17 protein-coding genes are annotated in these 23,031 nt (G+C 71.3%); 13 read left to right on the forward strand and 4 right to left on the reverse strand.

From position 1 onward, the window contains the following. Nucleotides 1–36: 36 nt before the first annotated feature. Nucleotides 37–849, reverse strand: coding sequence for an SAM-dependent methyltransferase (locus K4B79_RS42995; RefSeq protein WP_232032895.1), 813 nt, complete (start codon nt 847–849; stop codon nt 37–39). 186 nt (nt 850–1,035) lie between these two features. Between K4B79_RS42995 and K4B79_RS43000 the strand changes: the two genes are divergently transcribed. The 7 genes from K4B79_RS43000 to K4B79_RS43030 all read left to right on the forward strand — a co-directional run bounded on the left by K4B79_RS43000 (nt 1,036) and on the right by K4B79_RS43030 (nt 8,885). Further along, on the forward strand, nt 1,036–1,344 hold the full coding sequence (locus K4B79_RS43000; protein ID WP_232032896.1) for a hypothetical protein: 309 nt from the start codon (nt 1,036–1,038) through the stop codon (nt 1,342–1,344). 212 nt (nt 1,345–1,556) lie between these two features. Then, entirely contained in the window at nt 1,557–3,785 is a 2,229-nt protein-coding gene (locus tag K4B79_RS43005) for an MMPL family transporter (RefSeq protein ID WP_232032897.1), read from the forward strand. Further along, nucleotides 3,763–4,338 (forward strand): GNAT family N-acetyltransferase, encoded by a 576-nt coding sequence (locus tag K4B79_RS43010; protein ID WP_232032898.1) that lies wholly within the window; start codon nt 3,763–3,765, stop codon nt 4,336–4,338. The genes K4B79_RS43005 and K4B79_RS43010 overlap by 23 nt, the downstream gene beginning before the upstream one ends. Nucleotides 4,339–4,373: 35 nt before the next feature. Further along, nucleotides 4,374–4,964, forward strand: coding sequence for a hypothetical protein (locus K4B79_RS43015; protein ID WP_232032899.1), 591 nt, complete (start codon nt 4,374–4,376; stop codon nt 4,962–4,964). Nucleotides 4,965–5,179: 215 nt separating this feature from the next. Continuing rightward, nucleotides 5,180–5,365 (forward strand): hypothetical protein, encoded by a 186-nt coding sequence (locus tag K4B79_RS43020; RefSeq protein WP_232032900.1) that lies wholly within the window; start codon nt 5,180–5,182, stop codon nt 5,363–5,365. Nucleotides 5,366–5,538: 173 nt separating this feature from the next. Further along, the gene (locus K4B79_RS43025; RefSeq protein ID WP_232032941.1) at nt 5,539–8,625 is read left to right on the forward strand and encodes a helix-turn-helix transcriptional regulator; all 3,087 of its coding nucleotides are present in this window, start codon (nt 5,539–5,541) and stop codon (nt 8,623–8,625) included. A gap of 38 nt (nt 8,626–8,663) precedes the next feature. After that, on the forward strand, nt 8,664–8,885 hold the full coding sequence (locus tag K4B79_RS43030) for a DUF6191 domain-containing protein (protein ID WP_232032901.1): 222 nt from the start codon (nt 8,664–8,666) through the stop codon (nt 8,883–8,885). Here K4B79_RS43030 and K4B79_RS43035 read toward each other — a convergent pair. Then, nucleotides 8,878–10,044 carry a PQQ-dependent sugar dehydrogenase gene (locus tag K4B79_RS43035; RefSeq protein WP_232032902.1) on the reverse strand — a complete coding sequence of 389 codons (1,167 nt, stop codon included), beginning with the start codon at nt 10,042–10,044 and terminating at the stop codon, nt 8,878–8,880. The genes K4B79_RS43030 and K4B79_RS43035 overlap by 8 nt on opposite strands. A gap of 215 nt (nt 10,045–10,259) precedes the next feature. After that, nucleotides 10,260–11,258: an aldo/keto reductase gene (locus K4B79_RS43040; protein WP_232032903.1), complete on the reverse strand. Its 999-nt coding sequence runs from the start codon at nt 11,256–11,258 to the stop codon at nt 10,260–10,262. A 76-nt stretch (nt 11,259–11,334) separates the two neighbouring features. On the opposite strand from K4B79_RS43040, the gene K4B79_RS43045 reads away from it, so the two are divergent. From K4B79_RS43045 to serA, 6 genes are all read left to right on the forward strand, one after another. Then, nucleotides 11,335–12,300 (forward strand): 2-hydroxyacid dehydrogenase, encoded by a 966-nt coding sequence (locus tag K4B79_RS43045; RefSeq protein ID WP_232032904.1) that lies wholly within the window; start codon nt 11,335–11,337, stop codon nt 12,298–12,300. A gap of 502 nt (nt 12,301–12,802) precedes the next feature. Continuing rightward, nucleotides 12,803–15,820, forward strand: coding sequence for a putative bifunctional diguanylate cyclase/phosphodiesterase (locus K4B79_RS43050; RefSeq protein WP_232032905.1), 3,018 nt, complete (start codon nt 12,803–12,805; stop codon nt 15,818–15,820). Nucleotides 15,821–16,063: 243 nt separating this feature from the next. After that, nucleotides 16,064–17,911: an acetolactate synthase large subunit gene (locus K4B79_RS43055; RefSeq protein WP_232032906.1), complete on the forward strand. Its 1,848-nt coding sequence runs from the start codon at nt 16,064–16,066 to the stop codon at nt 17,909–17,911. Nucleotides 17,912–17,931: 20 nt separating this feature from the next. Beyond that, nucleotides 17,932–18,456, forward strand: coding sequence for an acetolactate synthase small subunit (gene ilvN / locus K4B79_RS43060; protein ID WP_210588023.1), 525 nt, complete (start codon nt 17,932–17,934; stop codon nt 18,454–18,456). A 118-nt stretch (nt 18,457–18,574) separates the two neighbouring features. Further along, nucleotides 18,575–19,576 carry a ketol-acid reductoisomerase gene (gene ilvC, locus K4B79_RS43065; RefSeq protein ID WP_232032907.1) on the forward strand — a complete coding sequence of 334 codons (1,002 nt, stop codon included), beginning with the start codon at nt 18,575–18,577 and terminating at the stop codon, nt 19,574–19,576. 230 nt (nt 19,577–19,806) lie between these two features. Next, entirely contained in the window at nt 19,807–21,396 is a 1,590-nt protein-coding gene (gene serA, locus K4B79_RS43070) for a phosphoglycerate dehydrogenase (protein WP_232032908.1), read from the forward strand. Between the two features lie 7 nt (nt 21,397–21,403). Here the strand turns inward: serA and K4B79_RS43075 are convergent, their stop codons facing one another. Continuing rightward, complete coding sequence (locus tag K4B79_RS43075) at nt 21,404–22,939, reverse strand: MFS transporter (RefSeq protein WP_232032909.1); 1,536 nt, start codon at nt 22,937–22,939, stop codon at nt 21,404–21,406. Between the last annotated feature and the right edge of the window lie 92 nt (nt 22,940–23,031).

A 23,031-nucleotide genomic window follows, 5' to 3' on the forward strand; every position in this document is an offset into this window, starting at 1 on the left:
GGTCTCCGGGGCCGTACCGTCACTCAGTACTGTCACTCAGTCGCTCTTACGGCGTCCCACGACTCGCGCGAAACCGAGCACATGCTCGACGTCGGCGTGCATCAGGTCGACCGACCAGCGGGCCATGTCCGCCATGAACGCGCTGTCGCTCTCCTCGGCGCACACCTCGCTCCACAGCAGCCAGTCGCGCCAGCCGTCCTGGAGCCAGTCGGCCGTCTCCACCTCCACGGCCCCGCTGCGCGTCCACAGCCGCCGCCACCAGGCGGGGGAGTGGAACGCCCAGAAACCGGGGTCCTTCTCCCAGTACTCCCTGAGATGGGCCGGAGGCTCGTCGCCCTCCAGCTCCTCCCGCAGCGCGGGCATCACGACACCGATCCGCCCGCCCGGCTTCAACAGCCGGGTCAGCGTGGGCAGATAGAGGGCGTCGGTGCCGAAGTACTGGTAGGCGTCGACGGAGACGATCGCGTCGAAGGTGCCTTCGCCGAACGGCAGGTCGTGCGCCTCGGCGAACACGGGCAGCACCCGGTCGGCGACACCCGCCTCGGCGATGCGCGGGGCGTTCTCGTCGGGCTTGACCCACAGGTCGGCTGCGACGACCTGGACGTCGTACTCCTTGGCGAGGAACACGGACGTCATGGCGCGGCCGCAGCCGAGGTCGAGGATGCGGGCGCCGGGGCGCAGCGCGTCGAGACCGAGGGCGGGGGCCAGCCACTCCAGCAGCCACAGCGCGTTCGGGCCCATCTGGTTGTCGATCTGCCAGCGGGCGTCGTAGCCGTTGCTGCGGGGCCGGCGGGGGTGGATCAGCCGGCTAGTGAGGTCGTTCGAGGTCCTCGCGGTGATGTCGGACATCGGTGAACGGGCTCCTTGAGTCCTTCGTAGGGGAAAGAGATGCGCAGGAGCTCGGTCGGACCTTCAAACAACGCACCCTCTTCGGTCGGCGGCGAGATGCCGGGAACGACGGACGGCGGGACGGTAGCAGCACGCCCCGTGGACACGCACCCGGTTTCCCGGCCGGACGCGCTACGCTCGCCCGCCATGAACGGACGCGGGAATTCCGAGGCATCCGGGATACCGGAGGACGACGTCGTGGACCCGGCCGAGGATGCCCGGCGGGCCCGCTGGACGGCGGCCGGGACGGGGGCGCTGCTCGCTCTCGCGGGCCTGGCCGCCTCGACGCTCCGGCTGACCGGTTCCGCACCCGCGCTCGTGTCGGCCGCCTACGCCTTCGGCGCCGCCGTGTGCGCGCTGGGGTCGGTGCTGGGCTCCCGGGGGCGGACCCGGCGGGCGCTGTGGCTGCTGGTCGCCGGTGTGATGGTGATGGCGCTGGGCGACCAGTTCGACTGACGTGACAGAGTGGCCGTTACTGTCCTGTGATCTGGCTCCCACTCCTGTGAATAAGCGCACGAACGCGTTAAACGATCACTTTCGACTGCAAGAGTGGTCTCCACATTGCTCATGCGTTCTTTGCGGGCTGTTCACCTCATGTCGTTCATGAGGGGCCATGAACGACTGTTCCCGGTCAAAGATCCACACATCGTCACCCTGGGAGCACGTTCGTGGCAGCCCTCGCGCGCTGGTGTGTCCGACGACGCCTCGTCGTCGTTCTTCTGTGGCTCCTCGCCCTGGGCGGAGTGAGCGCGGCCGCCGCCGTCGCGGGCTCCGCCTACTCGAACGACTACGAGGTTCCCGGCACCGAGTCCGGCCGCGCCACCCAGCTGCTGCGCGAGGGCTTTCCCGACCTCGGCGGCGACAGCGACACCATCGTCTGGCACACCGCCTCGGGCAGTGTCCGGGCCGCCGACGTCGAGCAGACGATGAGCCGCACCCTGGACCGCATCGCCGACCTGCCGGGCGTCACCGCCGTCTCCGGTCCCTACGACGGGCAGGGCGCCGGCCGGATCGGCGCGGACGGGCACACGGCCTACGCCACGGTGACCTTCGACGCCCCCGCCGAGGACATCGACCCGTCCGAGGCGCGGGCGGTCGTGAAGGCCGCCAAGGACGCCGAGACCGACGGACTCCAGGTGGAACTCGGCGGCAGCGCCGTCGCGCTCACCGAGTCCTCCGGCGGGCATCTCGCCGAGGTGGTCGGGGTGGCCGTCGCCGCGGGCGTGCTGTTCCTCGCCTTCGGCTCGCTCGCCGCCTCGCTGCTGCCCATCGCCACCGCCCTGGTCGGTGTGGGCACCGCCTACGCCGGGATCGTGCTGCTCGGGCACGCCATGACCGTCGCCGACTTCGCGCCCATGCTCGGCATGCTGATCGGGCTCGGCGTCGGCATCGACTACGCGCTGTTCATCGTCACCAGACACCGACGCGGCCTCAAGCGCGGGCTGTCCGTCACCGAGGCGGCCACCAACGCTGTCGCCACCACCGGACGGGCCGTCGTCTTCGCGGGTGCCACGGTTTGCATCGCCCTGCTGGGCATGCTGATCCTCAGGCTCGGCTTCCTCAACGGCGTCGCGATAGCCGCCTCGCTGACCGTCGTCCTCACTGTCGTGGCCTCCGTCACCCTGCTGCCCGCCCTGCTGTCCCTGATCGGCATGCGTGCGCTGAGCCGCCGCGAACGCCGCCACCTCGCCGAGCACGGGTCCCAGCCGGAGCTGCCGACCGGGTTCGCCGCCCGCTGGTCGGCCTTCGTGGAACGCCACCCCAAACTGCTCGGCGCCCTCGCCCTGGTCGTCATCACCGTCCTCGCCCTGCCCACCCTGGGCCTGCGCCTCGGCACCTCCGACCAGGGCAACAACCCCGAGTCCTCGACCACACGCCAGGCCTACGACCTGCTCGCCGACGGCTTCGGCCCCGGCGTCAACGGCCCGCTCACCCTCGTCACCAAGGTCGACGGCGCCGAGGACAAGCTCCTGCTCGACAACCTCGACGCGACCATCCGGACCACCGAGGGCATCGCGTCCTCGACCCCGGTGGTCTACAACTCCGGCGGGGACACCGCCTACTTCACGATCGTCCCCGAGTCCTCCCCGCAGTCCCGGGCGACCAGCGAACTCGTCGACCGGCTGCGCACCGAGGTCCTGCCCCGCGCCGAGACCGGCACCTCCCTCGACATCCAGGTGGGCGGGGTGACGGCCGGCTACGACGACTTCGCCGAGGTCATCGTCGGCAAGCTGCCCGTGTTCGTCGGCGTCGTCATCGGCCTGGGCTGCCTGCTGCTCCTGCTCGCCTTCCGGTCCGTCGGCATCCCGCTGAAGGCCGCCGCGATGAACGTCGCCGCGGTCGCCGCCTCCTTCGGCGTCGTCGTCGCGATCTTCCAGTGGGGCTGGGGCGGCGAACTCCTCGGCCTCGGCCGCGCGGGCCCGATCGAACCCTTCCTCCCCGTGATCATGGTCTCCGTGCTCTTCGGGCTCTCCATGGACTACCAGGTCTTCCTGGTCAGCCGGATGTACGAGGAGTGGCTGGAGACCGGCGACAACCGGCGGGCCGTCCGCGTCGGCCTCGCCGAGACCAGCCGGGTGATCAACTCCGCCGCCGTCATCATGATCTCCGTCTTCCTCGCCTTCGTGCTCAGCGGCGACCGGGTGATCGCCATGTTCGGCATCGCCCTCGCCGCCGCCGTCGCCCTCGACGCCTTCGTCCTGCGCACCCTGCTGGTCCCGGCCCTCATGCATCTGCTCGGCGGCGCCAACTGGTGGCTGCCGCGCTGGCTGGACCGCCGGATGCCCCGCATCAGCATCGAACCGCCGGAGAGCCGCGCCGCCCATGAGAGGCTCACCGACGTCATGGGGCAGCTGGAGAAGGAGCGGGAACAGGATGTACGCGATATCCCTGGGTGACGACGGAGCCGCACTGCGCCCCCTGGAGCCCTGGCACGCCGAGGAGTTCCTCGCGCATCTGGACCGGGGACGCGAGTTCATCGGACAGTTCATCCCCTTCGGCTCGCAGGCGACGGACGTCACCACCGCGCGCGAGACGCTCCGGCGGTACGCCGAGATGCGCGCCGCCGACACCGCCTCGTACCACGGCATCTGGCGGGACGGACGGCTCGTCGGCGGAGTGCTCACGCTGAACTTCGACGCGGAGCAGGGGAACTGCGAGGTCGGCTGCTGGCTGGAGCCCGCCGCGACCGGACGCGGGCTGATCACCCGGGCGATGCGGGTGCTGATCGACTGGGCCGTCGAGGAACGCGGCATCCACCGCGTCGAGTGGGTCGCCGCCTCGGGCAACACGGCCAGCCTGAACGTGGCCCGCCGCCTCGGCATGACCCCGGAGGGTGTACGGCGGGCCGCCCACCCCTATCGTGGGGTGCGCCACGACCTCGAGGTGTGGTCGATTCTCGCGCCCGAGTGGCGTGAGGCACGCGCGCGTGCCCCCCACAGCGATCATTAAGAAACCTCTCAGACAGGATCCGTACGGTGCCGGACATGGGAACCAAGACAGCTGACGAGACCGGCGCCACGACGGGCGCCGAGACCACCACCGACGAGGAGAAGGCGAACGTCACCAAGACCGACGAGGTGACGGAGAACGGGCAGGACACCGCCGCGGACACCGAGGCCGACGAGCCGGCCTTCGAGGAGGCCGAGCTGCTGAAGGGCGCCGGCAAGGACGACGACGGCCCCACCGGCGTCGGACAGGGCGCGGGTGCCGTCGTCTCCGCCGCCCTCGGCCTCGTCTCCCTCACCGGCAGCTGGGTCGGCACCGTCGCCTCCGCCCGCGAGCAGCTGATGGGCCAGCTCCAGACCTCCTCGGGCGCGAGCGTCGCCACGCAGGTCAAGGAGGTCTACGGCGACGCCTGGCAGGCCAGCGCCCTCTGGGGCGGCCTCTTCGCCCTCGTCGCGCTGGTCGTGGGTGTCCTCGTGCTGGCCCGGCCCGCCTTCGGGGCGCCCGGCAAGCCGCAGGCCGTATGGATCAAGTCGGTCGCCTGGGGCGGTGTCGCGCTCGGCGTCATCGGCCTCCTGCTGGCCGTCCTCAAGTACACCGACGTGCTGATGGGACTGCCGTCCGCGAGCTGACTCGGCTCGTATCGCCGCAGGTCCTGAGGGGTCTTAGGGCATCCGTAAGCACCTTACGGAGCTCTTGAGGCCCCTCACGCACATCTAAGGCCCCCCGGCCCGCCGAAGATGCGGAACTCTCCCGATGTGGCGGACCCGCCTGGGAGACGAAGGTTAAGACATCGCAGAAAGCGAAGTCCGAAACCGACCTCTTCCAAGGGACACAGGGGCACACCATGTATGAGTACGAGCTTCAGCAGCTTCGTTCCGCCGAGCTGATCCGTCAGGCCGCCGCCGAGCGGCTGGCCCGCGAGGTCGTCCGCGGCCGCCGCGCCGCCCGCCGTTCAACCGCCACACGCGCCGCCGAGGGTGAGGTGCATACCAACCGCCGGCGCAGGCACTGGTTCGCCCGCGCCGCGTGAACACCGGGGCGCGGCGGGACGGCCGCGCGACGGATTCCGTCCACCGCGCCGTGACGGCCGCCCCGAGTGAGGCGGCCGTCACGGTCGTTCCCGCCGCGAAAGCCCTCGGCGGAACCGGGCACACCGGTTCTGCCGGGGGGAAAACCGGTGCCGCGTTGTCGGACCCGCGTGCGATGCTCGGGCTCGTGGAGACCAGGTCCGTCAGTCCCGTGTTCGTCGGTCGCGCCGACGAGTTGGACACCTTGCACGACGCGCTCGCCCGCGCCGCCGCGGGCGAGCCGCAGGCTTTGCTGCTCGGGGGCGAGGCAGGCGTCGGCAAGACCCGCCTCGTCGAGGAGTTCGCCACCGCCGCGTGCCGCGCGGGCGCGGTCGTCGCGCTCGGCGGCTGCGTGGAGATCGGCGCCGACGGACTGCCGTTCGCCCCCTTCTCCACCGCGCTGCGCGCCCTGCGCCGCGAACTGCCGGACGACCTGGCCGCCGCCGCGGCGGGCCAGGAGGAGGAACTCGCCCGGCTGCTGCCCGAACTCGGCGACACGGCCACCGCCCGCGGCCCGCGACAGCACGACGAGGAGGGCATGGCCCGCCTCTTCGAACTCACCGCACGCCTCCTGGAGCGCGTCGCCGCCGACCGCACGGTCGTCGTCGCCCTGGAGGACCTGCACTGGGCCGACGCCTCCACCCGCCACCTCCTCGCCTACCTCTTCCGCACGCTGCGCACCGGCCGCCTCGTCGTCCTCGCCACCTACCGCGCCGACGACATCCACCGCCGCCATCCGCTGCGCCCCCTGCTCGCCGAACTCGACCGGCTGCGCACAGTCCGCCGGATCGAACTCGGCCGCTTCAACCGCACCGAGGTCGGCCGCCAGATCGCCGGCATCCTCGCCTCCGAACCCGACCCCGACCAGGTCGACGACATCTTCGAACGCTCCGACGGCAACGCCTTCTTCGTCGAGGAACTCGCCGTGGCCGCCACCGAGGGCTGCTGCACCGGCCTCACCGACTCCCTGCGCGACCTGCTCCTGGTCCGCGTCGAGGGACTGCCCGAGAGCGCCCAGCGGGTCGCCCGGATCGTCGCCGAGGGCGGTTCCACCGTCGAGTACCGGCTGCTCGCCGCCGTCGCCCGGCTCACCGAGGACGACCTCATCGAGGCACTGCGGGCCGCGGTGAACGCCAACATCCTGATCGCCGCGCCCGGCGGCGACGGCTACCGTTTCCGCCACTCCCTGGTCCGCGAGGCCGTCAGCGACGACCTGCTGCCCGGCGAACGCTCCCGCCTCAACCGCCGCTACGCCGAAGCCCTGGAGGCCGACCCCACGCTCGTCGTCGCCGACGAACGCGTGACCCGGCTGGCCAGCTACTGGTACCACGCCCACGACGCCGCCAAGGCGCTGCCCGCCGTCCTCGACGCCTCCGTCACCGCCCGCCGCCGGCACGCCTACTCCGAGCAGCTGCGGCTCCTGGAACGCGGGATGGAGCTGTGGGACAGCGCCCCCGAGGAGATTCGGGACCGGCTGCGCCCCGTCGACTACACCGAGGTCTACCCTCCCTGCGGCTGCGACCCGGAGACCACCCCGCTGCGCTATCTCGACCTGATGGCCGAGGCCGCCGTCGCCGGACGGCTGTGCGGGGAGCGCGAACGCGCCCTGAAGATCACCAAGCGGGCCCTGCGGCTGCTGGAGGACGAGGGCGACCCGCTGCGCGCCGCCTGGTTCTGGGTCCAGCGCTCCCGCTTGGTGCAGGCGCAGTCCCGCGGCGACGGCTGGCAGGAGCTGGCCACCGCCCAGGACCTGGTGCGCGGCCTCCCGCCGTCCGAGGTGCACGCCGAGGTCCTGTCCGCCGTCGCCAACTGGACGATGCTGCACGAGCCCGGCCCGGACGCCTTCTCCGCCGCCGAACGCGCGGTGGAGTACGCCCGCATGGTCGGTGCCCGCGAGATGGAGCTCAACGCCCGCCTCACCGTCGGCTGTCTCATGGTCGACGCGGGCGACACCGAGGCCGGGCTGCGTGTGCTGTACGAGGTCAAGGACCGTGCCGTCGCCGAGGGCATGCACTACGTGGCCGGCCGGGCCCAGGTGAACCTTCCCTCCGAACTGGAGGCCGTCGGCCGCTCCCGGGAAGCCGTCCCCCTCCTCCAGGAGGGCCTCGTCTACGCCCGGAAGTACGGCCTGCTGGACTCCGAGGCCTACATCTGGGGCAACCTCTCCGAGTCGCTGTACTCACTGGGCCGTTGGCCCGAGGCCGCCGAAGCCGCGGAGAACGCCCTCAGAGCGGGACACAGCTCCAGGCCCCAGGGCTCCGGCGCACTGCGCCTGGCGCATCTGGCCCTCCACCGCGGCGACGTCACCACGGCCGCCGCTCAACTGGGCGCCGCCCGCACCTACTACGGCACCCATGACTCGTTGCCCCAGCAGGCGCTGCCGCTCGCCCGCATCGTGATCGGGGTGGCCGCGGCCGACGGCCGCCTCCTCGACGCCCGAGCCGAACTGGACCGCGTCCTCGAGGCCGGCTTCCCGCCCGGCACCCAGCGCTACGGCTGGTCGGTGCTGCTGGCCGCCGCCGTCGCCGAGGCCGACGCCCGCGACCTGCCCGCCGCGCCCGCCGTCGGAGCGGGTCGGGCGGACGTCCTGGAGCGCATCCTCGCCACGGTCAGGAAACTCACCACCGGCGCGCCCGTCTGGCTGGCCTTCGAGAAGTGGGTCCGCGCCGAGGTCCGGCACGCCGAGGGACAGGACGACCCCGAGCCCTGGTCGGAGGTGGTCGCCGCCTTCGAGACCCTGGACCGGCCCTACGATCTCGCCCGCGTCCGGTACCGGCTGGCCCAGGCCCTGCTGACCGGCGGCGGGGAGCCCGAGCGCGCCCGCGCCACGGAGCTGCTCCGCCTCGTCCACGCCGTCGCCGAGCACCTCGGCGCCCGCCCTCTCGCCGCAGCCGCCACCCGGCTGGCCCAGCGGGCCCGGCTCGCCCTGACCGGCCCCCGGAGGTCCGGAGCCGGGGCCGAGGCCGCCGACGGCACCACCGGCGACCCGGCCCGGTCCCTCGGCCTCACCGGCCGCGAGCGGGACGTGCTGCGGCTGGTCTCCGCCGGCCGCACCAACCGCCAGATCGCCGAGGAACTCTTCATCTCCCCGAAGACGGCCAGCGTCCACGTCTCCAACATCCTGGCCAAGCTCGGCGTCTCCGGACGAGGAGAGGCGGCGGCGCTGGCGCACCGGCTGGAGCTGTTCCCGACCGAACCGCTCACCGCGCGGACCGCGCCGTGAGATCTACGCTGTAAAGGACTTCGGCCGAGGGAGACCCCGTGTTCAACGCCTTCGAGGAACTGTTCTCTCCGGGACGCAAGCACACCACCGACGAGCAGAACCGTCTGGAGCTCACCCGCGAGGACGTCGGGGACGGCGACCCCGGACGCGGACCGATAGATCTCACGTCAGGAGTGGTCGTCGTACGCCCCTCGAAGGGGGAGGACGAGGGCGAGGACCCGGGGGACGCCCCGGAGGACGACAGCGGTCCGCCTAGCTGACCTGTATCTCCAGGATCCGGTCGTCGCCCTCCTTCGGGTCGCCCCGTCCGTCCGTGTTGCTGGTGACCAGCCACAGCTTGTCGCCGCCGGCCGAGACCACCGTGCGCAGGCGGCCGTACTCGTCCTCCAGGAAGGCCTGCGGGTCGGCGGCGGCCTCGGTGCCCTTGAGGGGGATGCGCCACAGGCGCTTGCCCTTCAGACCCGCCATCCAGATCGAGCCCTCGGCCTCGGCGATGCCGCTGGGGGAGGCGTCGTCGGTGCCCCACTGGGCCAGGGGATTGTGGTACTTGTCGTCGCTCGACCTGCCCTCGGCCTCCGGCCAGCCGTAGTTGTCGCCCGGCTTGATCGCGTTCAGCTCGTCCCAGGTGTCCTGGCCGAACTCCGCGGCGAACAGGCGCTGTCGGGAGTCCCAGGCCAGGCCCTGCACATTGCGGTGGCCGTAGGAGTACACGGTGGAGTCGGGGAACGGGTTGCCCGGAGCCGGCTCGCCCTCCGGGGTCATCCGCAGGATCTTGCCGCCCAGGGACTTGGTGTCCTGGGAGAGTCCGGTGTCACCGCTCTCGCCCGTGCCCGCGTACAGCATCTTGTCCGGGCCGAAGGCGATCCGCCCGCCGTTGTGGACGAAGCCCTTGGGGATGCCCCTGAAGACGGTGTCGGGGGCGCCGAGCTGTTCGCCGGCCGGCTTCTCCTCCTGGTACAGCATGCGGACGATGCGGTTGTCCCCGGCCGAGGTGAAGTACGCGTAGACCAGGTGGTCCGAGGCGTAGTCCGGGGAGAGCGCGAGGCCCATGAGCCCGCCCTCGCCCGCCGGGGAGACCCCCGGCACCTCGCCCAGCTCGGTCTTCTTCCCCGACTGCCCGTCGACCCGTGTGATCGTGCGCTCGTCCCGCGAGGAGACCAGCAGGTCGCCGTCCGGCAGCGGGGCGACGCCCCAGGGGGTGTTCAGGCCCTCGGCGACAGTGCGGAGCACCTTGACCGAGCCCTTGGCGGGGGCCGCCTCGTCCGCCGCCCGCGAGGGCGAGGACCCCGGTGCCGTGCTCCCGGGTGTCGTGCTCCCGCTGTCGGTCGGTGCTCCACCGCCTCCACCGTCGGAGGAGCAGCCGGCCGTCAGCACGAGCGCGGCAGCGGCCAGCACGGCCGACACAGCTCGACGTTGCACGATCTTGGTCCCTTCGACGGAGCGGTCTCGCACCAGCCTCTACTTGTCATACACCGCTCGCACCCCACAGGTTCCCGATCACCAGAAACCGACGCGAAACCCGACGGCCCGGGGCGAGTGCGCTCGGGGTGGCAGGCGCTCACAGGGCGGGTACCCGTGGCGGAGGCACCCGCAGCACAGGCACCCCCCGACGCGCGCTGCCGGTCGCCGGGCCGTTACTCCCAGGAGCCCTGGGCGCGCGGTAGTTTCGCCAGTTCGGTGAGGTCTCGTTCGGTCAGGCGCAGGGTCGCGGCCCGGGCGTTCTGGGTGACCCAGCGCTCCTGTTTGGAGCCGGGGATCGGCACCACGTGGGGGCCCTGGGCGAGGATCCAGGCCAGGGCGACCTGGGCCGGGGTGACGTCCTCGCCGTGTCGCCGGGCGACACGGCGCAGGCCGACGACGATCGGCTGGTTCGCGGCCATCATCTCCGCGGTGAACCGGGGATGGCGGGCCCGCACGTCGTCCGGTTCGAAGCCCTGGCCCGGGGTGAGGGTTCCGGTCAGGAAGCCGTTGCCGAGCGGCATCGCCGCCAGGAAGCCGATGCCCCGCTCCGCGCACCAGGGCAGCAGGGCGTCCCCGGCCTCCGGCGACCACACCGACAGCTCCGCCTGCACCGCGGTCACCGGGAAGACCTGCTGCACCCGCCGCAGTTGCCGGATCGTCGCGTCGTGCAGCCCGGCACCGGACCGGCGGCCGCCCCGGGCGCCCATCGCGCAGTACCCCAACGCCCGTACCTTTCCGGCCCGCACGAGCTCCGCCATCGCGCCCCAGGTCTCCTCGACCGGCACCTCGGGATCCGCCCGGTGCAGCTGGTAGAGGTCGATCACGTCCGTCTGGAGGCGCCGCAACGAGGCGTCGCACGCCCGTTTCACGTACCCGGGACGGCCGTTGGCCACGATGTGCTGCTCGCCCACCAACAGACCGACCTTGGTCGACACGAAGGCGTCCTGGCGGCGCTCCTTCAACGCCCGCCCCACCAGCAGCTCGTTGGTGAACGGGCCGTACATGTCGGCCGTGTCCAGGAGCGTCGAGCCCAGGTCCAGCGCCCGGTGCACCGCCCTGAGCGACTCCTCGCCACGCTGCCGCGAACCGGAGTACGCCCAGCTCATCGGCATGCATCCGAGTCCGACGGCCCCCACCGCGAGCGCCGCCGCGCCGATCGTCCTGCGCTCCACCTGCTCGTGACCCTCCCTCTCCAGACCCCCCAACCTAACCTCTGCGGTCCGAGGCGCCTGACATAGCCTCCTGACCATGACTGCTCCCGTTGTCTGGCTGCCCATCCCGCCGGAAGAGATCGAAGGGCTCCCCGAGGGGCCGAACTACCTTTTCTGGAACGGCGGTGAGGACTTCCCCGCGGACCCGGCCGACTGCGCCTTCTACGTCGTCCCCTACATGCAGCCCCTCGACGTCGTCCTGCGGCCGATGCCCCACCTGAGTTCCGTGCAGGTCGTGCAGACCCTGTCGGCCGGCGTCGACAACGTGACGCCGGGTCTGAAGGACCTGCCCGCGGGCGTACGGCTGTGCAACGCGCGCGGGGTGCACGAGGCGAGCACCGCCGAACTCGCGCTCACGCTCATCCTCGCCTCGCTGCGCGGCGTCCCGGGCTTCGTCCGCGCCCAGGACAAGGGGGAGTGGGGCGGCGGGTTCCATCCGGCGCTCGCCGACAAGAACGTGCTCGTCGTGGGCTACGGCTCGATCGGAGCCGCGATCGAGGACCGGCTCGTTCCGTTCGAGGTCGCGCGGGTGGCGCGCGTCGCGCGCTCCGCGCGCACCACGGCGCGCGGTCCCGTGCATCCGCTCACCGAACTCCCTTCCCTGCTCCCCGAGGCGGACGTCGTCGTCCTGTCCACGCCCCTCACCGAGACCACCCGCCACCTGGTGAACGCCGACTTCCTTTCCCGCATGAAGGACGGCGCGCTGCTCGTCAACGTCGCCCGCGGCCCGGTCGTCGACACCAAGGCGCTGCTCGCCGAGCTGGAGAGCGGACGTCTCACCGCCGCCCTCGACGTCACCGACCCCGAACCGCTGCCCCCGGGCCACCCCCTGTGGCAGGCGCCCGGAGTCCTCGTCAGCCCGCACGTCGGGGGGCCCACGTCCGCCTTCCTGCCGCGCGCCAAGCGCCTGCTGATCGACCAGTTGAGCCGTTTCGTGAACCGGGAGCCGCTGGGCAACGTGATCCTTACGACAGGACCGATCAACGGCGCGACCAGCGCGTGACGCCCGCCGGTTGAGCTCCGGGGCGCGCGATCCGCGCTCCGGTGCGACAGGCACAGAGTCCGTTTCCGGTACCCTCCGCAACTTCCCGGACGCGGTCCGTGCCCGCATCTCCGCTGGTCGTCACGGAGCGTAGAGGAACTATGTCCCTGAGTGACGAGACTGGTGTATCGTCCCGACAGGGGCTGCGCCGCGCACCGTTCGGCGCCGGGGATGGACATTTCAGACTGTGAGGGGGGCGACGGGCGATGCACGGCCTATGGACGAACGATCCGACGCGGCGGGACCGCCGGCGGCGACCCTGGCACACGGCAGCGCGCAGACGCGGCCACCACGCCAGCCATCCGAGCCACCACGGCGGTCACGCCGGCCACGCCGGTCACCACAGCCTTCACCACCACAGCCACCACAGCAATCACCGCAGGCACAGCGGCCGCAGGAGGCATGCGCACCCAGCGCTCCGGGATCCGAGGGACCCGGGAGCGGCGCGGACCGGGAGGGCCCGGTGAGTTCGCCGTCGCCTTCCACGACCACCCTCGACTCGATGCCGCGGGCCAAGCCCGCGCCGGGGGCGTCGCCGACCCGCCCCCCGGCCATGGGCCTGGGATCGAGCCTGGTCCACCAACTCGCCCTGGCCCTGGTGTGCGCGGGATACGCCGTCGGTTCCGCGCTCGGCTGGGGCTCCCGCGAAGTCGCCCTGATCATGGGGGACTTCGGACTGAGCGCCGCGGCTGGCGCCGCCGCCGTGTCCTGCTTCCTGTACGCCCGCGGCCGCCGGATCCGCTTTCGACCCGCCTGGTTGCTCTTCGCCCTCTCCTCGGCGATGGCGGCCGCCGGCAACCTCGTCTGGGGGTGGTACGAAGTCGTCCTCGGGCGGGCCGTGCCCAGCCCCAGCTACGCCGACCTGTTCTTCCTGTGCTTCGCCCCGCCCGCGATCGTGGGACTGCTGGTCCTCGCCAAGCGGCCGGTGACGAAGGCGGGCTGGGTCTGCCTGGGCCTGGACGCCTGGCTGATCGGCGGCTCGCTGCTGACGCTCTCCTGGAGCCTCGCCCTGGCGCAGGCGGCCAAGGTCGACTCGCAGGGGGGCGTGAGCGTCTCGCGCACCGCGCTCTCGCTCGCCTACCCGCTGCTCGACATCGCCCTGGTCAGCATGGTGCTCGCGCTGCACTTCAGGCGCTCGGCGGTGAACCGCACCGCGGTCAACACCGCGATCGGGGCGCTCGCGCTGACCGTGATGTGCGACGCCCTGTTCACCTCACCGCTGCTGCACAACAACTACCGCTCGGGCCAGCTGCTCGACGCGGGCTGGTTCGCCGGTTCGCTGCTGCTCGCCTACGCGCCCTGGGCCACCCCCCGGCACGGCACGGAGGCCGAGCGGCGGCGCGCCGCCGGGCACACGCGCGTGGTGCGCGAGCACCTGCCCGGACAGCGCACCGGGCACCACCCGCACCCGCACCAGCAGCCCCAGGGAGGTGATCACAGCCGGTATCCGGCCGCCCGGCCCATCGCCGGCTCCCTGGCCGCGCTCACGCCCTACATGGCCGCCGCCGTCTGCACCCTGGGGATCCTCTACAACGTCCTCAACGGTCGCAGCGTCGACCGCGTGGTGCTCTTCACCGGCGGCACCGTGGTGCTCGCCCTCGTGGTGCGCCAGGGCATCATGCTCCTCGACAACATCACCCTCACCCAGGAACTGGCGCAGAAGGAGAACCACTTCCGCTCCCTGGTGCAGGGCTCCAGCGACGTCATCATGATCGCCGCGCCCAACGGCATCCTCCGCTATGTCTCCCCGGCCGCCGCAGGGGTCTACGGCCGCCCCGCGGAGGACCTCGTCGGCACCGAACTGGCCGGTCTCATCCACCCGGAGGATCTGGGCTGCGTGGTGCACGAGGTGCGCCGCTTCCTCGCCGCCAGCCCGCTCGAAGAACCCACCACGCGCATCGAGTGCCGTTTCCGGTCCGGCGACGGCGGCTGGCTCAACGTCGAGTCCACCGTCAACCGCCACCAGGGCGGCCTGATCTTCAACAGCCGGGACGTGACCGAGCGGGTGCGCCTCCAGGCACAGCTCCAGCACAACGCCGAGCACGACCCGCTGACCGACCTGCCCAACCGCGCCCTGTTCACCCGGCGCGTCCAGCAGGCCCTCTCCGGCCGTCGCGCCTCCGACCGCGCCGCCCTGCGGGGCACTGCCGTGCTCTTCATCGACCTCGACGGCTTCAAGGCCGTCAACGACACGATCGGGCACCAGGCCGGGGACGAGCTGCTCGTCCAGGCCGCCCGCAGACTCCAGGACGCCGTCCGTCAGGGGGACACCGCCTCCCGGCTCGGCGGCGACGAGTTCGCGGCCCTGATCGCCGGCGACGGCACCCGGGACCGCGGCGCCCGCGAGCGCCACATCCTGGAACTCGCCGACCGGCTCAGAGGCACGCTCTCGCAGCCCTACCTCATCGACGGCAACGATGTCCGCGTCAACGCCTCCATCGGCGTCGCCTTCGCCGAGGCGGGCCTCGGCGCGGGCGAGCTGCTGCGCAACGCCGACCTGGCCATGTACCGCGCCAAGGCGGGCGGCAAGGGCCGCGTCGAGCTGTACGCCCCGCAGATGCAGCAGGACGTCGTACGGAAGGCGGAGCTGGCCACGCGTCTGCGGGCCGCGCTGCACGACGGCGAGTTCACGCTGCTGCACCAGCCCGTGGTCCGGCTGGAGGACGGCCGGATCACGTCGGTCGCCGCACAGGCGCGCTGGCGCTCCTCCCAGGGCGTGCTGTTCACGCCCGCGGAGTTCCTGCGGGTCGCCGAGGACAGCGACAAGACGCAGGAGCTGGGCCGCTGGATCCTGGAGGAGGCCGTCGAACAGGCCGCCGAGCGGGCCGCGACGGGCCTGTCCGTACCCGTGGCGGTGCGGACGAGCGCCCGCAGACTGCTGGACCGCTCGATGCCGCTCGGTTCCGTCGAGGCGCTGCTGACCCGGCACGGCCTGCCGTCGGGATCCCTGGTCATAGAGCTGGCCGATCTCGACCCCCGGGTCCCCCTGGACGAGCTGGAGCGCCGTCTGAGCGCGCTGCGCCGACTCGGCGTCCGGATCGCCCTGGACGGCTTCGGGAGCGGGTACGCGGCCATCACGGCGTTGCGCAGACTCCCCGTCGACGTACTGAAGCTCGACCGCGGCCTGGTCGAGGGGGTCGTCGAGTCCGCGCGGCTGCACAAGATCACCAGCGGGCTGCTGCGGATCGCCGGGGACCTCGGGCTGAAGTCCGTGGCCGACGGCGTGGATCTGCCGGAGCAGGTCGTGGCGCTGCGCGCGATGGGCTGCACGCACGGTCAGGGGATGGCGTTCTCCGGTCCGCTGGACGAGTACCGGCTGCGCCGGGCGCTGGGATCCGGCCACTATCCGGTGCCGCACGGCCCGGCGGAGCCCGCGTTCGCGGGCGGGGGCTCGGGGGTGTACACCGGAGGTGTCGCGGCCATTCTCGGCGGCGGCAGCGCCCTGCGCTCACATAATGAGACTCCCGTCCCACCCACTTGACAGTGAGTGCGTGCCGGGGGGAGGGTCAGTGCCATGCGCACCCGAATTCTCGTACTTGGACAGCGCGTCGGCTGACGCTGGTGACCTCCGGACGGACCCGGAACTCCCAGCGACCCCACCCGGCGCGCTCCCCTCGCTTGCCTTTCGGCACGAGGGGTTTTTTGTTGCACAGGCGCCTTTAGTGCAGCAGCCGAACACCGCACAAACCTCGCAAAAACCCTCAGCATCGAGAAGAGAATGACGATGACCGAGCAGGCCACCGGGGCCCATCACCCGCAGCCGCGGCCCCGATCCGGAGGACACCAGTCCGCCCCCGAGCACGTCACGGGTGCGCAGTCCCTCATCCGCTCTCTCGAGGAGGTCGGCGCCGACACGGTATTCGGCATTCCCGGTGGTGCGATCCTTCCGGCGTACGACCCGCTGATGGACTCGACCCGGGTGCGGCACGTCCTGGTCCGGCACGAGCAGGGCGCCGGCCACGCGGCCACCGGTTACGCGCAGGCCACCGGCAGGGTCGGGGTCTGCATGGCGACGAGCGGCCCCGGCGCGACCAACCTGGTGACGCCGATCGCGGACGCCCACATGGACTCGGTGCCGCTCGTGGCGATCACCGGGCAGGTGGCCTCCAAGGCGATCGGCACGGACGCCTTCCAGGAGGCGGACATCGTCGGCATCACGATGCCGATCACCAAGCACAACTTCCTGGTCACCAAGGCCGAGGACATCCCGCGGACCATCGCGCAGGCCTTCCACATCGCCGCCACCGGCCGCCCCGGCCCGGTCCTGGTGGACATCGCCAAGGACGCCCTCCAGGCGCAGACGACGTTCTCCTGGCCGCCGGTCATGGACCTGCCCGGCTACCGCCCGGTGACCAAGCCGCACGCCAAGCAGATCCGCGAGGCCGCCAAGCTGATCACCTCCGCGAAGCGGCCCGTCCTCTACGTGGGCGGCGGCGTGATCAAGGCCCGGGCCACCGCCGAGCTGAAGGTCCTCGCCGAACTCACCGGAGCGCCCGTCACCACCACCCTGATGGCGCTCGGCGCGTTCCCCGACAGCCACCCGCTGCACGTGGGAATGCCGGGCATGCACGGTGCGGTCACCGCCGTCACCGCGCTGCAGAAGGCCGACCTGATCGTCGCCCTCGGAGCCCGCTTCGACGACCGCGTCACCGGCAAGCTGGACAGCTTCGCCCCGTACGCCAAGATCGTCCACGCCGACATCGACCCGGCCGAGATCGGCAAGAACCGCGCCGCGGACGTGCCGATCGTCGGGGACGCCCGCGAGGTCATCGCCGACCTGGTCCAGGCCGTCCAGAAGGAGCACAGCGAGGGTCACCAGGGGGACTACAGCGCCTGGTGGAAGGACCTCAACCGGTGGCGCGAGACGTATCCGCTGGGCTACGAGCAGCCGGACAACGGTTCGCTGTCGCCGCAGCGGGTCATCGAGCGCATCGGGCAGCTCGCCCCTGAGGGCACGATCTTCGCCGCGGGGGTCGGCCAGCACCAGATGTGGGCCGCGCACTACATCGAGTACGACAAGCCCGCGACCTGGCTGAACTCCGGCGGCGCCGGAACGATGGGCTACGCGGTCCCGGCCGCCATGGGCGCCAAGGCCGGAGCCCCGGGCCAGACGGTCTGGGCGATCGACGGCGACGGCTGCTTCCAGATGACCAATCAGGAGCTCACCACCTGCGCCCTGAACAACATCCCGATCAAGGTCGCCATCATCAACAACGGCGCCCTCGGGATGGTCCGCCAGTGGCAGACCCTCTTCTACAACCAGCGCTACTCCAACACCGTGTTGCACTCCGGGCCCGAGGACGTCAACCCCGAGGCCAGGGGCACCCGCGTCCCCGACTTCGTGAAACTGTCGGAGGCCATGGGCTGCTACGCGATCCGCTGTGAGTCGCCGGACGACCTCGACAAGGTCATCGAAGAGGCGAACTCCATCAACGACCGCCCGGTCGTCGTGGACTTCATCGTCCACGAGGACGCGATGGTCTGGCCGATGGTCGCCGCCGGCACCTCCAACGACGAGATCCTGGCCGCCCGGGACGTCCGCCCCGACTTCGGCGACAACGAAGACGACTGAGCGAGAGAGACCACCGAGAAATGTCCAAGCACACGCTCTCCGTCCTGGTCGAGAACAAGCCCGGTGTCCTCGCCCGGATCACCGCCCTGTTCTCCCGCCGCGGCTTCAACATCGACTCGCTCGCCGTCGGTGTCACCGAGCACCCCGACATCTCCCGCATCACCATCGTCGTGGGCGTCGAGGACCTGCCGCTGGAGCAGGTCACCAAGCAGCTCAACAAGCTCGTCAACGTGCTGAAGATCGTCGAGCTGGAACCCGGCTCGGCCGTGCAGCGCGAACTCGTTCTGGTGAAGGTGCGCGCCGACAACGAGACGCGCTCCCAGATCGTCGAGATCGTCCAGCTGTTCCGCGCCAAGACCGTCGACGTCTCCCCGGAGGCCGTGACGATCGAGGCCACCGGCAGCAGCGAGAAGCTGTCCGCGATGCTCAAGATGCTGGAGCCGTACGGCATCAAGGAGCTCGTGCAGTCCGGCACGATCGCGATCGGCCGCGGCGCCCGCTCGATCACGGACCGCTCGCTGCGCGCCCTCGACCGGTCGGCATAACGACGGACACGGGCGGCCGGGGTCACCGGCCGCCCGTATACCGAGACCCCGAAACTTCCCTTCCGCCCTCCGTCATACGGTGGGACGCAACACCTGCACCCCAAGGAGAGAACCCAAAGTGGCCGAGCTGTTCTACGACGCCGACGCCGACCTGTCCATCATCCAGGGCCGCAAGGTCGCGGTCATCGGTTACGGCAGCCAGGGCCACGCCCACGCGCTGTCGCTCCGTGACTCGGGTGTCGACGTGCGTGTCGGTCTGCACGAGGGCTCCAAGTCCAAGGCCAGGGCCGAGGAGCAGGGCCTGCGCGTGGTGACGCCGTCGGAGGCCGCCGCCGAGGCCGACGTCATCATGATCCTGGTGCCGGACCCGATCCAGGCCCAGGTCTACGAGGAGTCCGTCAAGGACAACCTCCAGGACGGCGACGCGCTGTTCTTCGGACACGGCCTGAACATCCGCTTCGACTTCATCAAGCCCCCGGCCGGCGTGGACGTCTGCATGGTCGCCCCGAAGGGTCCGGGCCACCTGGTCCGCCGCCAGTACGAGGAGGGCCGCGGCGTTCCCTGTATCGCCGCCGTCGAGCAGGACGCCACCGGCAACGCCTTCGCGCTGGCCCTGTCGTACGCCAAGGGCATCGGCGGCACCCGCGCCGGCGTCATCAAGACCACCTTCACCGAGGAGACCGAGACCGACCTCTTCGGCGAGCAGGCCGTTCTCTGCGGTGGTACGGCCGCGCTGGTCAAGGCCGGTTTCGAGACGCTGACCGAGGCCGGCTACCAGCCGGAGATCGCGTACTTCGAGTGCCTGCACGAGCTGAAGCTGATCGTGGACCTCATGTACGAGGGCGGCCTGGAGAAGATGCGCTGGTCGATCTCCGAGACCGCCGAGTGGGGCGACTACGTCACCGGCCCGCGGATCATCACCGACGCCACCAAGGCCGAGATGAAGAAGGTCCTCGCCGAGATCCAGGACGGCACCTTCGCCCGTGAGTGGATGGCCGAGTACCACGGCGGCCTGAAGAAGTACAACGAGTACAAGACCCAGGACGAGAACCACCTCCTGGAGACCACCGGCAAGGAGCTGCGCAAGCTCATGTCGTGGGTGAACGACGAAGAGGCCTGAGCCTCGGGTGACGGGGCCGGAGCCAACAGCTCCGGCCCCCTCGTCCACCCCGTCGCATCACGGACGGGTGATCCTTCCGCGGAGGCGCGGGACGACCTTCGTAGCGCCACTACACTGCCGTACTACATACGCGTCGGGCCCACAGCGTCGTGCGTCTTCCACGCGGCCAGTAACCTCCACCGCCTGCGGCCGTCGGGACGGCCGTCCGCATTGGACCTGTGAGGACTCACGTGAGCTCGAAACCTGTCGTACTCATCGCTGAAGAGCTGTCGCCCGCGACCGTGGACGCGCTCGGCCCCGACTTCGAGATCCGCCACTGCAACGGCGCCGACCGGGCCGAGCTGCTCCCGGCCATCGCCGACGTGGACGCGATCCTGATCCGGTCGGCGACCAAGGTCGACGCCGAGGCGGTCGCCGCCGCGAACAAGCTGAAGGTCGTCGCACGAGCCGGCGTCGGCCTGGACAACGTCGACGTCTCCGCCGCCACCAAGGCCGGCGTGATGGTCGTCAACGCCCCCACCTCGAACATCGTGACCGCCGCCGAGCTGGCCTGCGGTCTGCTGCTGGCCACCGCGCGCCACATCCCGCAGGCCAACACCGCCCTGAAGAACGGCGAGTGGAAGCGCAGCAAGTACACGGGTGTCGAGCTGGCCGAGAAGACCCTCGGTGTCGTGGGCCTCGGCCGCATCGGCGCGCTCGTCGCGCAGCGCATGTCCGCCTTCGGCATGAAGGTCGTCGCCTACGACCCCTACGTGCAGCCCGCGCGGGCCGCGCAGATGGGCGTCAAGGTGCTGTCGCTGGACGAGCTGCTCGAAGTCTCCGACTTCATCACCGTGCACCTGCCCAAGACCCCCGAGACCCTCGGTCTCATCGGTGACGAGGCGCTGCACAAGGTCAAGCCGAGCGTGCGCATCGTCAACGCCGCGCGTGGCGGGATCGTCGACGAGGAGGCGCTGTACTCCGCCCTCAAGGAGGGCCGCGTCGCCGGCGCCGGCCTCGACGTGTACGCGAAGGAGCCCTGCACGGACTCCCCGCTCTTCGAGCTCGACCAGGTCGTCTGCACCCCGCACCTCGGTGCCTCCACCGACGAGGCGCAGGAGAAGGCCGGTATCGCCGTGGCCCGCTCGGTGCGGCTCGCGCTCGCCGGCGAGCTGGTCCCGGACGCGGTGAACGTCCAGGGCGGCGTCATCGCCGAGGACGTCAAGCCCGGTCTGCCGCTCGCCGAGCGCCTCGGCCGGATCTTCACCGCGCTCGCGGGTGAGGTCGCGGTCCGCCTCGACGTCGAGGTCTACGGCGAGATCACCCAGCACGACGTGAAGGTGCTGGAGCTCAGCGCCCTCAAGGGTGTCTTCGAGGATGTCGTCGACGAGACCGTGTCGTACGTCAACGCCCCGCTGTTCGCGCAGGAGCGCGGCGTCGAGGTGCGGCTGACGACCAGCTCGGAGTCGGCCGACCACCGCAACGTCGTCACCGTGCGCGGCACGCTCGGCAACGGCGAGGAGGTGTCGGTCTCCGGCACGCTGGCCGGTCCCAAGCACCTGCAGAAGATCGTCGCGGTCGGTGACTACGACGTCGACCTGGCCCTCGCCGACCACATGGTCGTCCTCAACTACGAGGACCGTCCGGGTGTCGTCGGCACCGTCGGCCGCGTCTTCGGCGAGGCCGGCATCAACATCGCGGGGATGCAGGTCTCCCGTGCGGTCGCCGGTGGCGAGGCGCTCGCCATCCTGACCGTGGACGACACGGTGCCGGCGGGTGTGCTGACCGAGGTGGCCGAAGAGATCGGCGCGACGTCGGCTCGCGCGGTGAACCTGGTCTGAGACCACATCAAACGCCGGACGGGCTGAGGGAACTCGGCTCGTCCGGCGTTTTTGCGTGCCCTCGCGTCCCGCGCAGGGCCAGGGGTGCCAGGCAGGCCGCCCCCGCCAGCAGCAGCGTCCCCGCGATCGCCGCCCCCTGCATCCCGTCGGTGAAGGCCTCGCGGGCCGCGGTCGCGAGGCCCGGGAAACGGTCGGCGAGGGCCAGTGCGCCGCCCAGCGTCTCGTGGGCCGCGTCCGGCGCGGACGCCGGGATCTCGTGGCGGTAGACGGCCGTACCGATGGAGCCGAGCAGGGCCATGCCGAGGGCGCCGCCGAACTCCGCGCCGGTCTCCATGAGTGAGGAGGCCGAGCCGGCCCGTTCCACGGGGGCCGCGGTCAGCACGAGGTCCGCGATCTGGACCGAGACGAGGGTGATCCCGGAGGCGAGCACACCGCACGCGGTCAGGACCAGCGCCATGGAGTCCGTTCCGGCCAGGGCCAGCAGGCCGTAGCCGCAGGCGCCGATCGCGAAGCCGGCCGCGACGACGTGCACGCGGCTCATGCCCCGCTGCACCAGCTGGGTGGACAGGGGCGCCGCCAGGCCGATCGGGACCGAGGGGAGCAGGGCCCACAGGGCCGCCTCCAGGGCGCTCTTGCCGAGGACCGACTGGATGTACTGGGTGGTGAAGTATGCCGAGCCCATCATCGCGAACATGGTGATCAGGTAGAGCGTGAGCGCCGGTGTGAAGCCGGGGCGGCGGAACAGGTCCGGGGCGATCATCGGCGAGGCGGTCGTGCGCTGGCGGTGGACGAAGAGCGCGGCGAAGAGCAGGCCGACGGTGATCGAGACGACGTAGCGGACGTTCCAGCCCTCGGAGGGGATCTCCTTGAGGCCGTAGACCACGGGGAGCACCGCGGCCATCGACAACGGGATGCTCGGCCAGTCGAAGCGGCCGGGCTCGGGGTTCTTCGCCTCGGGGAGCAGGAGCGGGCCGAGGAGCAGCAGCAGGGCCATCGCGGGCAGGTTGACCAGGAAGACCGAGCCCCACCAGAAGTGCTCCACCAGCAGGCCGCTCATCACCGAGCCGAGCGCGACGCCCGCCGTCATCACGCCGGACCAGATGGCGATCGCCTTCGTCCGCTGCGCCGGGTCGGTGAACAGCGTGCGGACCAGCGCCATCGTGGACGGCATCAGGGTGGCGCCGCCGATGCCGAGGATCGCGCGGGCCACGATCAGCATCTCGGCGCTCTGGGCGTACGCCGCCGTGAGGGACGCGGCTCCGAACGCGGCCGCGCCGATCAGGAGCAGCCTGCGCCGGCCGATGCGGTCGCCGAGCGCGCCCATCGTCATCAGCAGGCCGGCCAGGACGAAGCCGTAGATGTCGAAGATCCACAGCTGCTGGGTGCCGGTGGGTTCCAGGTCCGCGCTGATCGCCGGGACGGCGAAGTAGAGGACCGAGACGTCCATGGAGACCAGGAGCAGCGGAAGCATCAGGACGGCGAGGGCGGTCCATTCACGGCGGCCGGCCACGGAAGGGCGGCCGACGGGGGTCGGGTTCGTCATGACGGTGACTATACGAACGTATTAAACGCTTGTCTATGACAACCGTATATGACGACTGTATTGGACGGTCGTATAAGTCGGCCGTCTAGATA

This window comes from Streptomyces lincolnensis (assembly GCF_021173675.1).
GTDB lineage: Bacteria > Actinomycetota > Actinomycetes > Streptomycetales > Streptomycetaceae > Streptomyces > Streptomyces lincolnensis_B.

What these genes read in the sequence shown, in the direction of transcription:
- K4B79_RS43055 (WP_232032906.1), top strand. Translation starts at nt 16,064, where the DNA reads ATGACCGAGCAGGCCACCGGGGCCCATCACCCGCAGCCGCGGCCCCGA.
- K4B79_RS43075 (WP_232032909.1), bottom strand. Translation starts at nt 22,939, where the DNA reads ATGACGAACCCGACCCCCGTCGGCCGCCCTTCCGTGGCCGGCCGCCGT.
- K4B79_RS42995 (WP_232032895.1), bottom strand. Translation starts at nt 849, where the DNA reads ATGTCCGACATCACCGCGAGGACCTCGAACGACCTCACTAGCCGGCTG.
- ilvN (WP_210588023.1), top strand. Translation starts at nt 17,932, where the DNA reads ATGTCCAAGCACACGCTCTCCGTCCTGGTCGAGAACAAGCCCGGTGTC.
- K4B79_RS43015 (WP_232032899.1), top strand. Translation starts at nt 4,374, where the DNA reads ATGGGAACCAAGACAGCTGACGAGACCGGCGCCACGACGGGCGCCGAG.
- K4B79_RS43010 (WP_232032898.1), top strand. Translation starts at nt 3,763, where the DNA reads ATGTACGCGATATCCCTGGGTGACGACGGAGCCGCACTGCGCCCCCTG.
- K4B79_RS43045 (WP_232032904.1), top strand. Translation starts at nt 11,335, where the DNA reads ATGACTGCTCCCGTTGTCTGGCTGCCCATCCCGCCGGAAGAGATCGAA.
- K4B79_RS43025 (WP_232032941.1), top strand. Translation starts at nt 5,539, where the DNA reads ATGCTCGGGCTCGTGGAGACCAGGTCCGTCAGTCCCGTGTTCGTCGGT.
- K4B79_RS43000 (WP_232032896.1), top strand. Translation starts at nt 1,036, where the DNA reads ATGAACGGACGCGGGAATTCCGAGGCATCCGGGATACCGGAGGACGAC.
- K4B79_RS43020 (WP_232032900.1), top strand. Translation starts at nt 5,180, where the DNA reads ATGTATGAGTACGAGCTTCAGCAGCTTCGTTCCGCCGAGCTGATCCGT.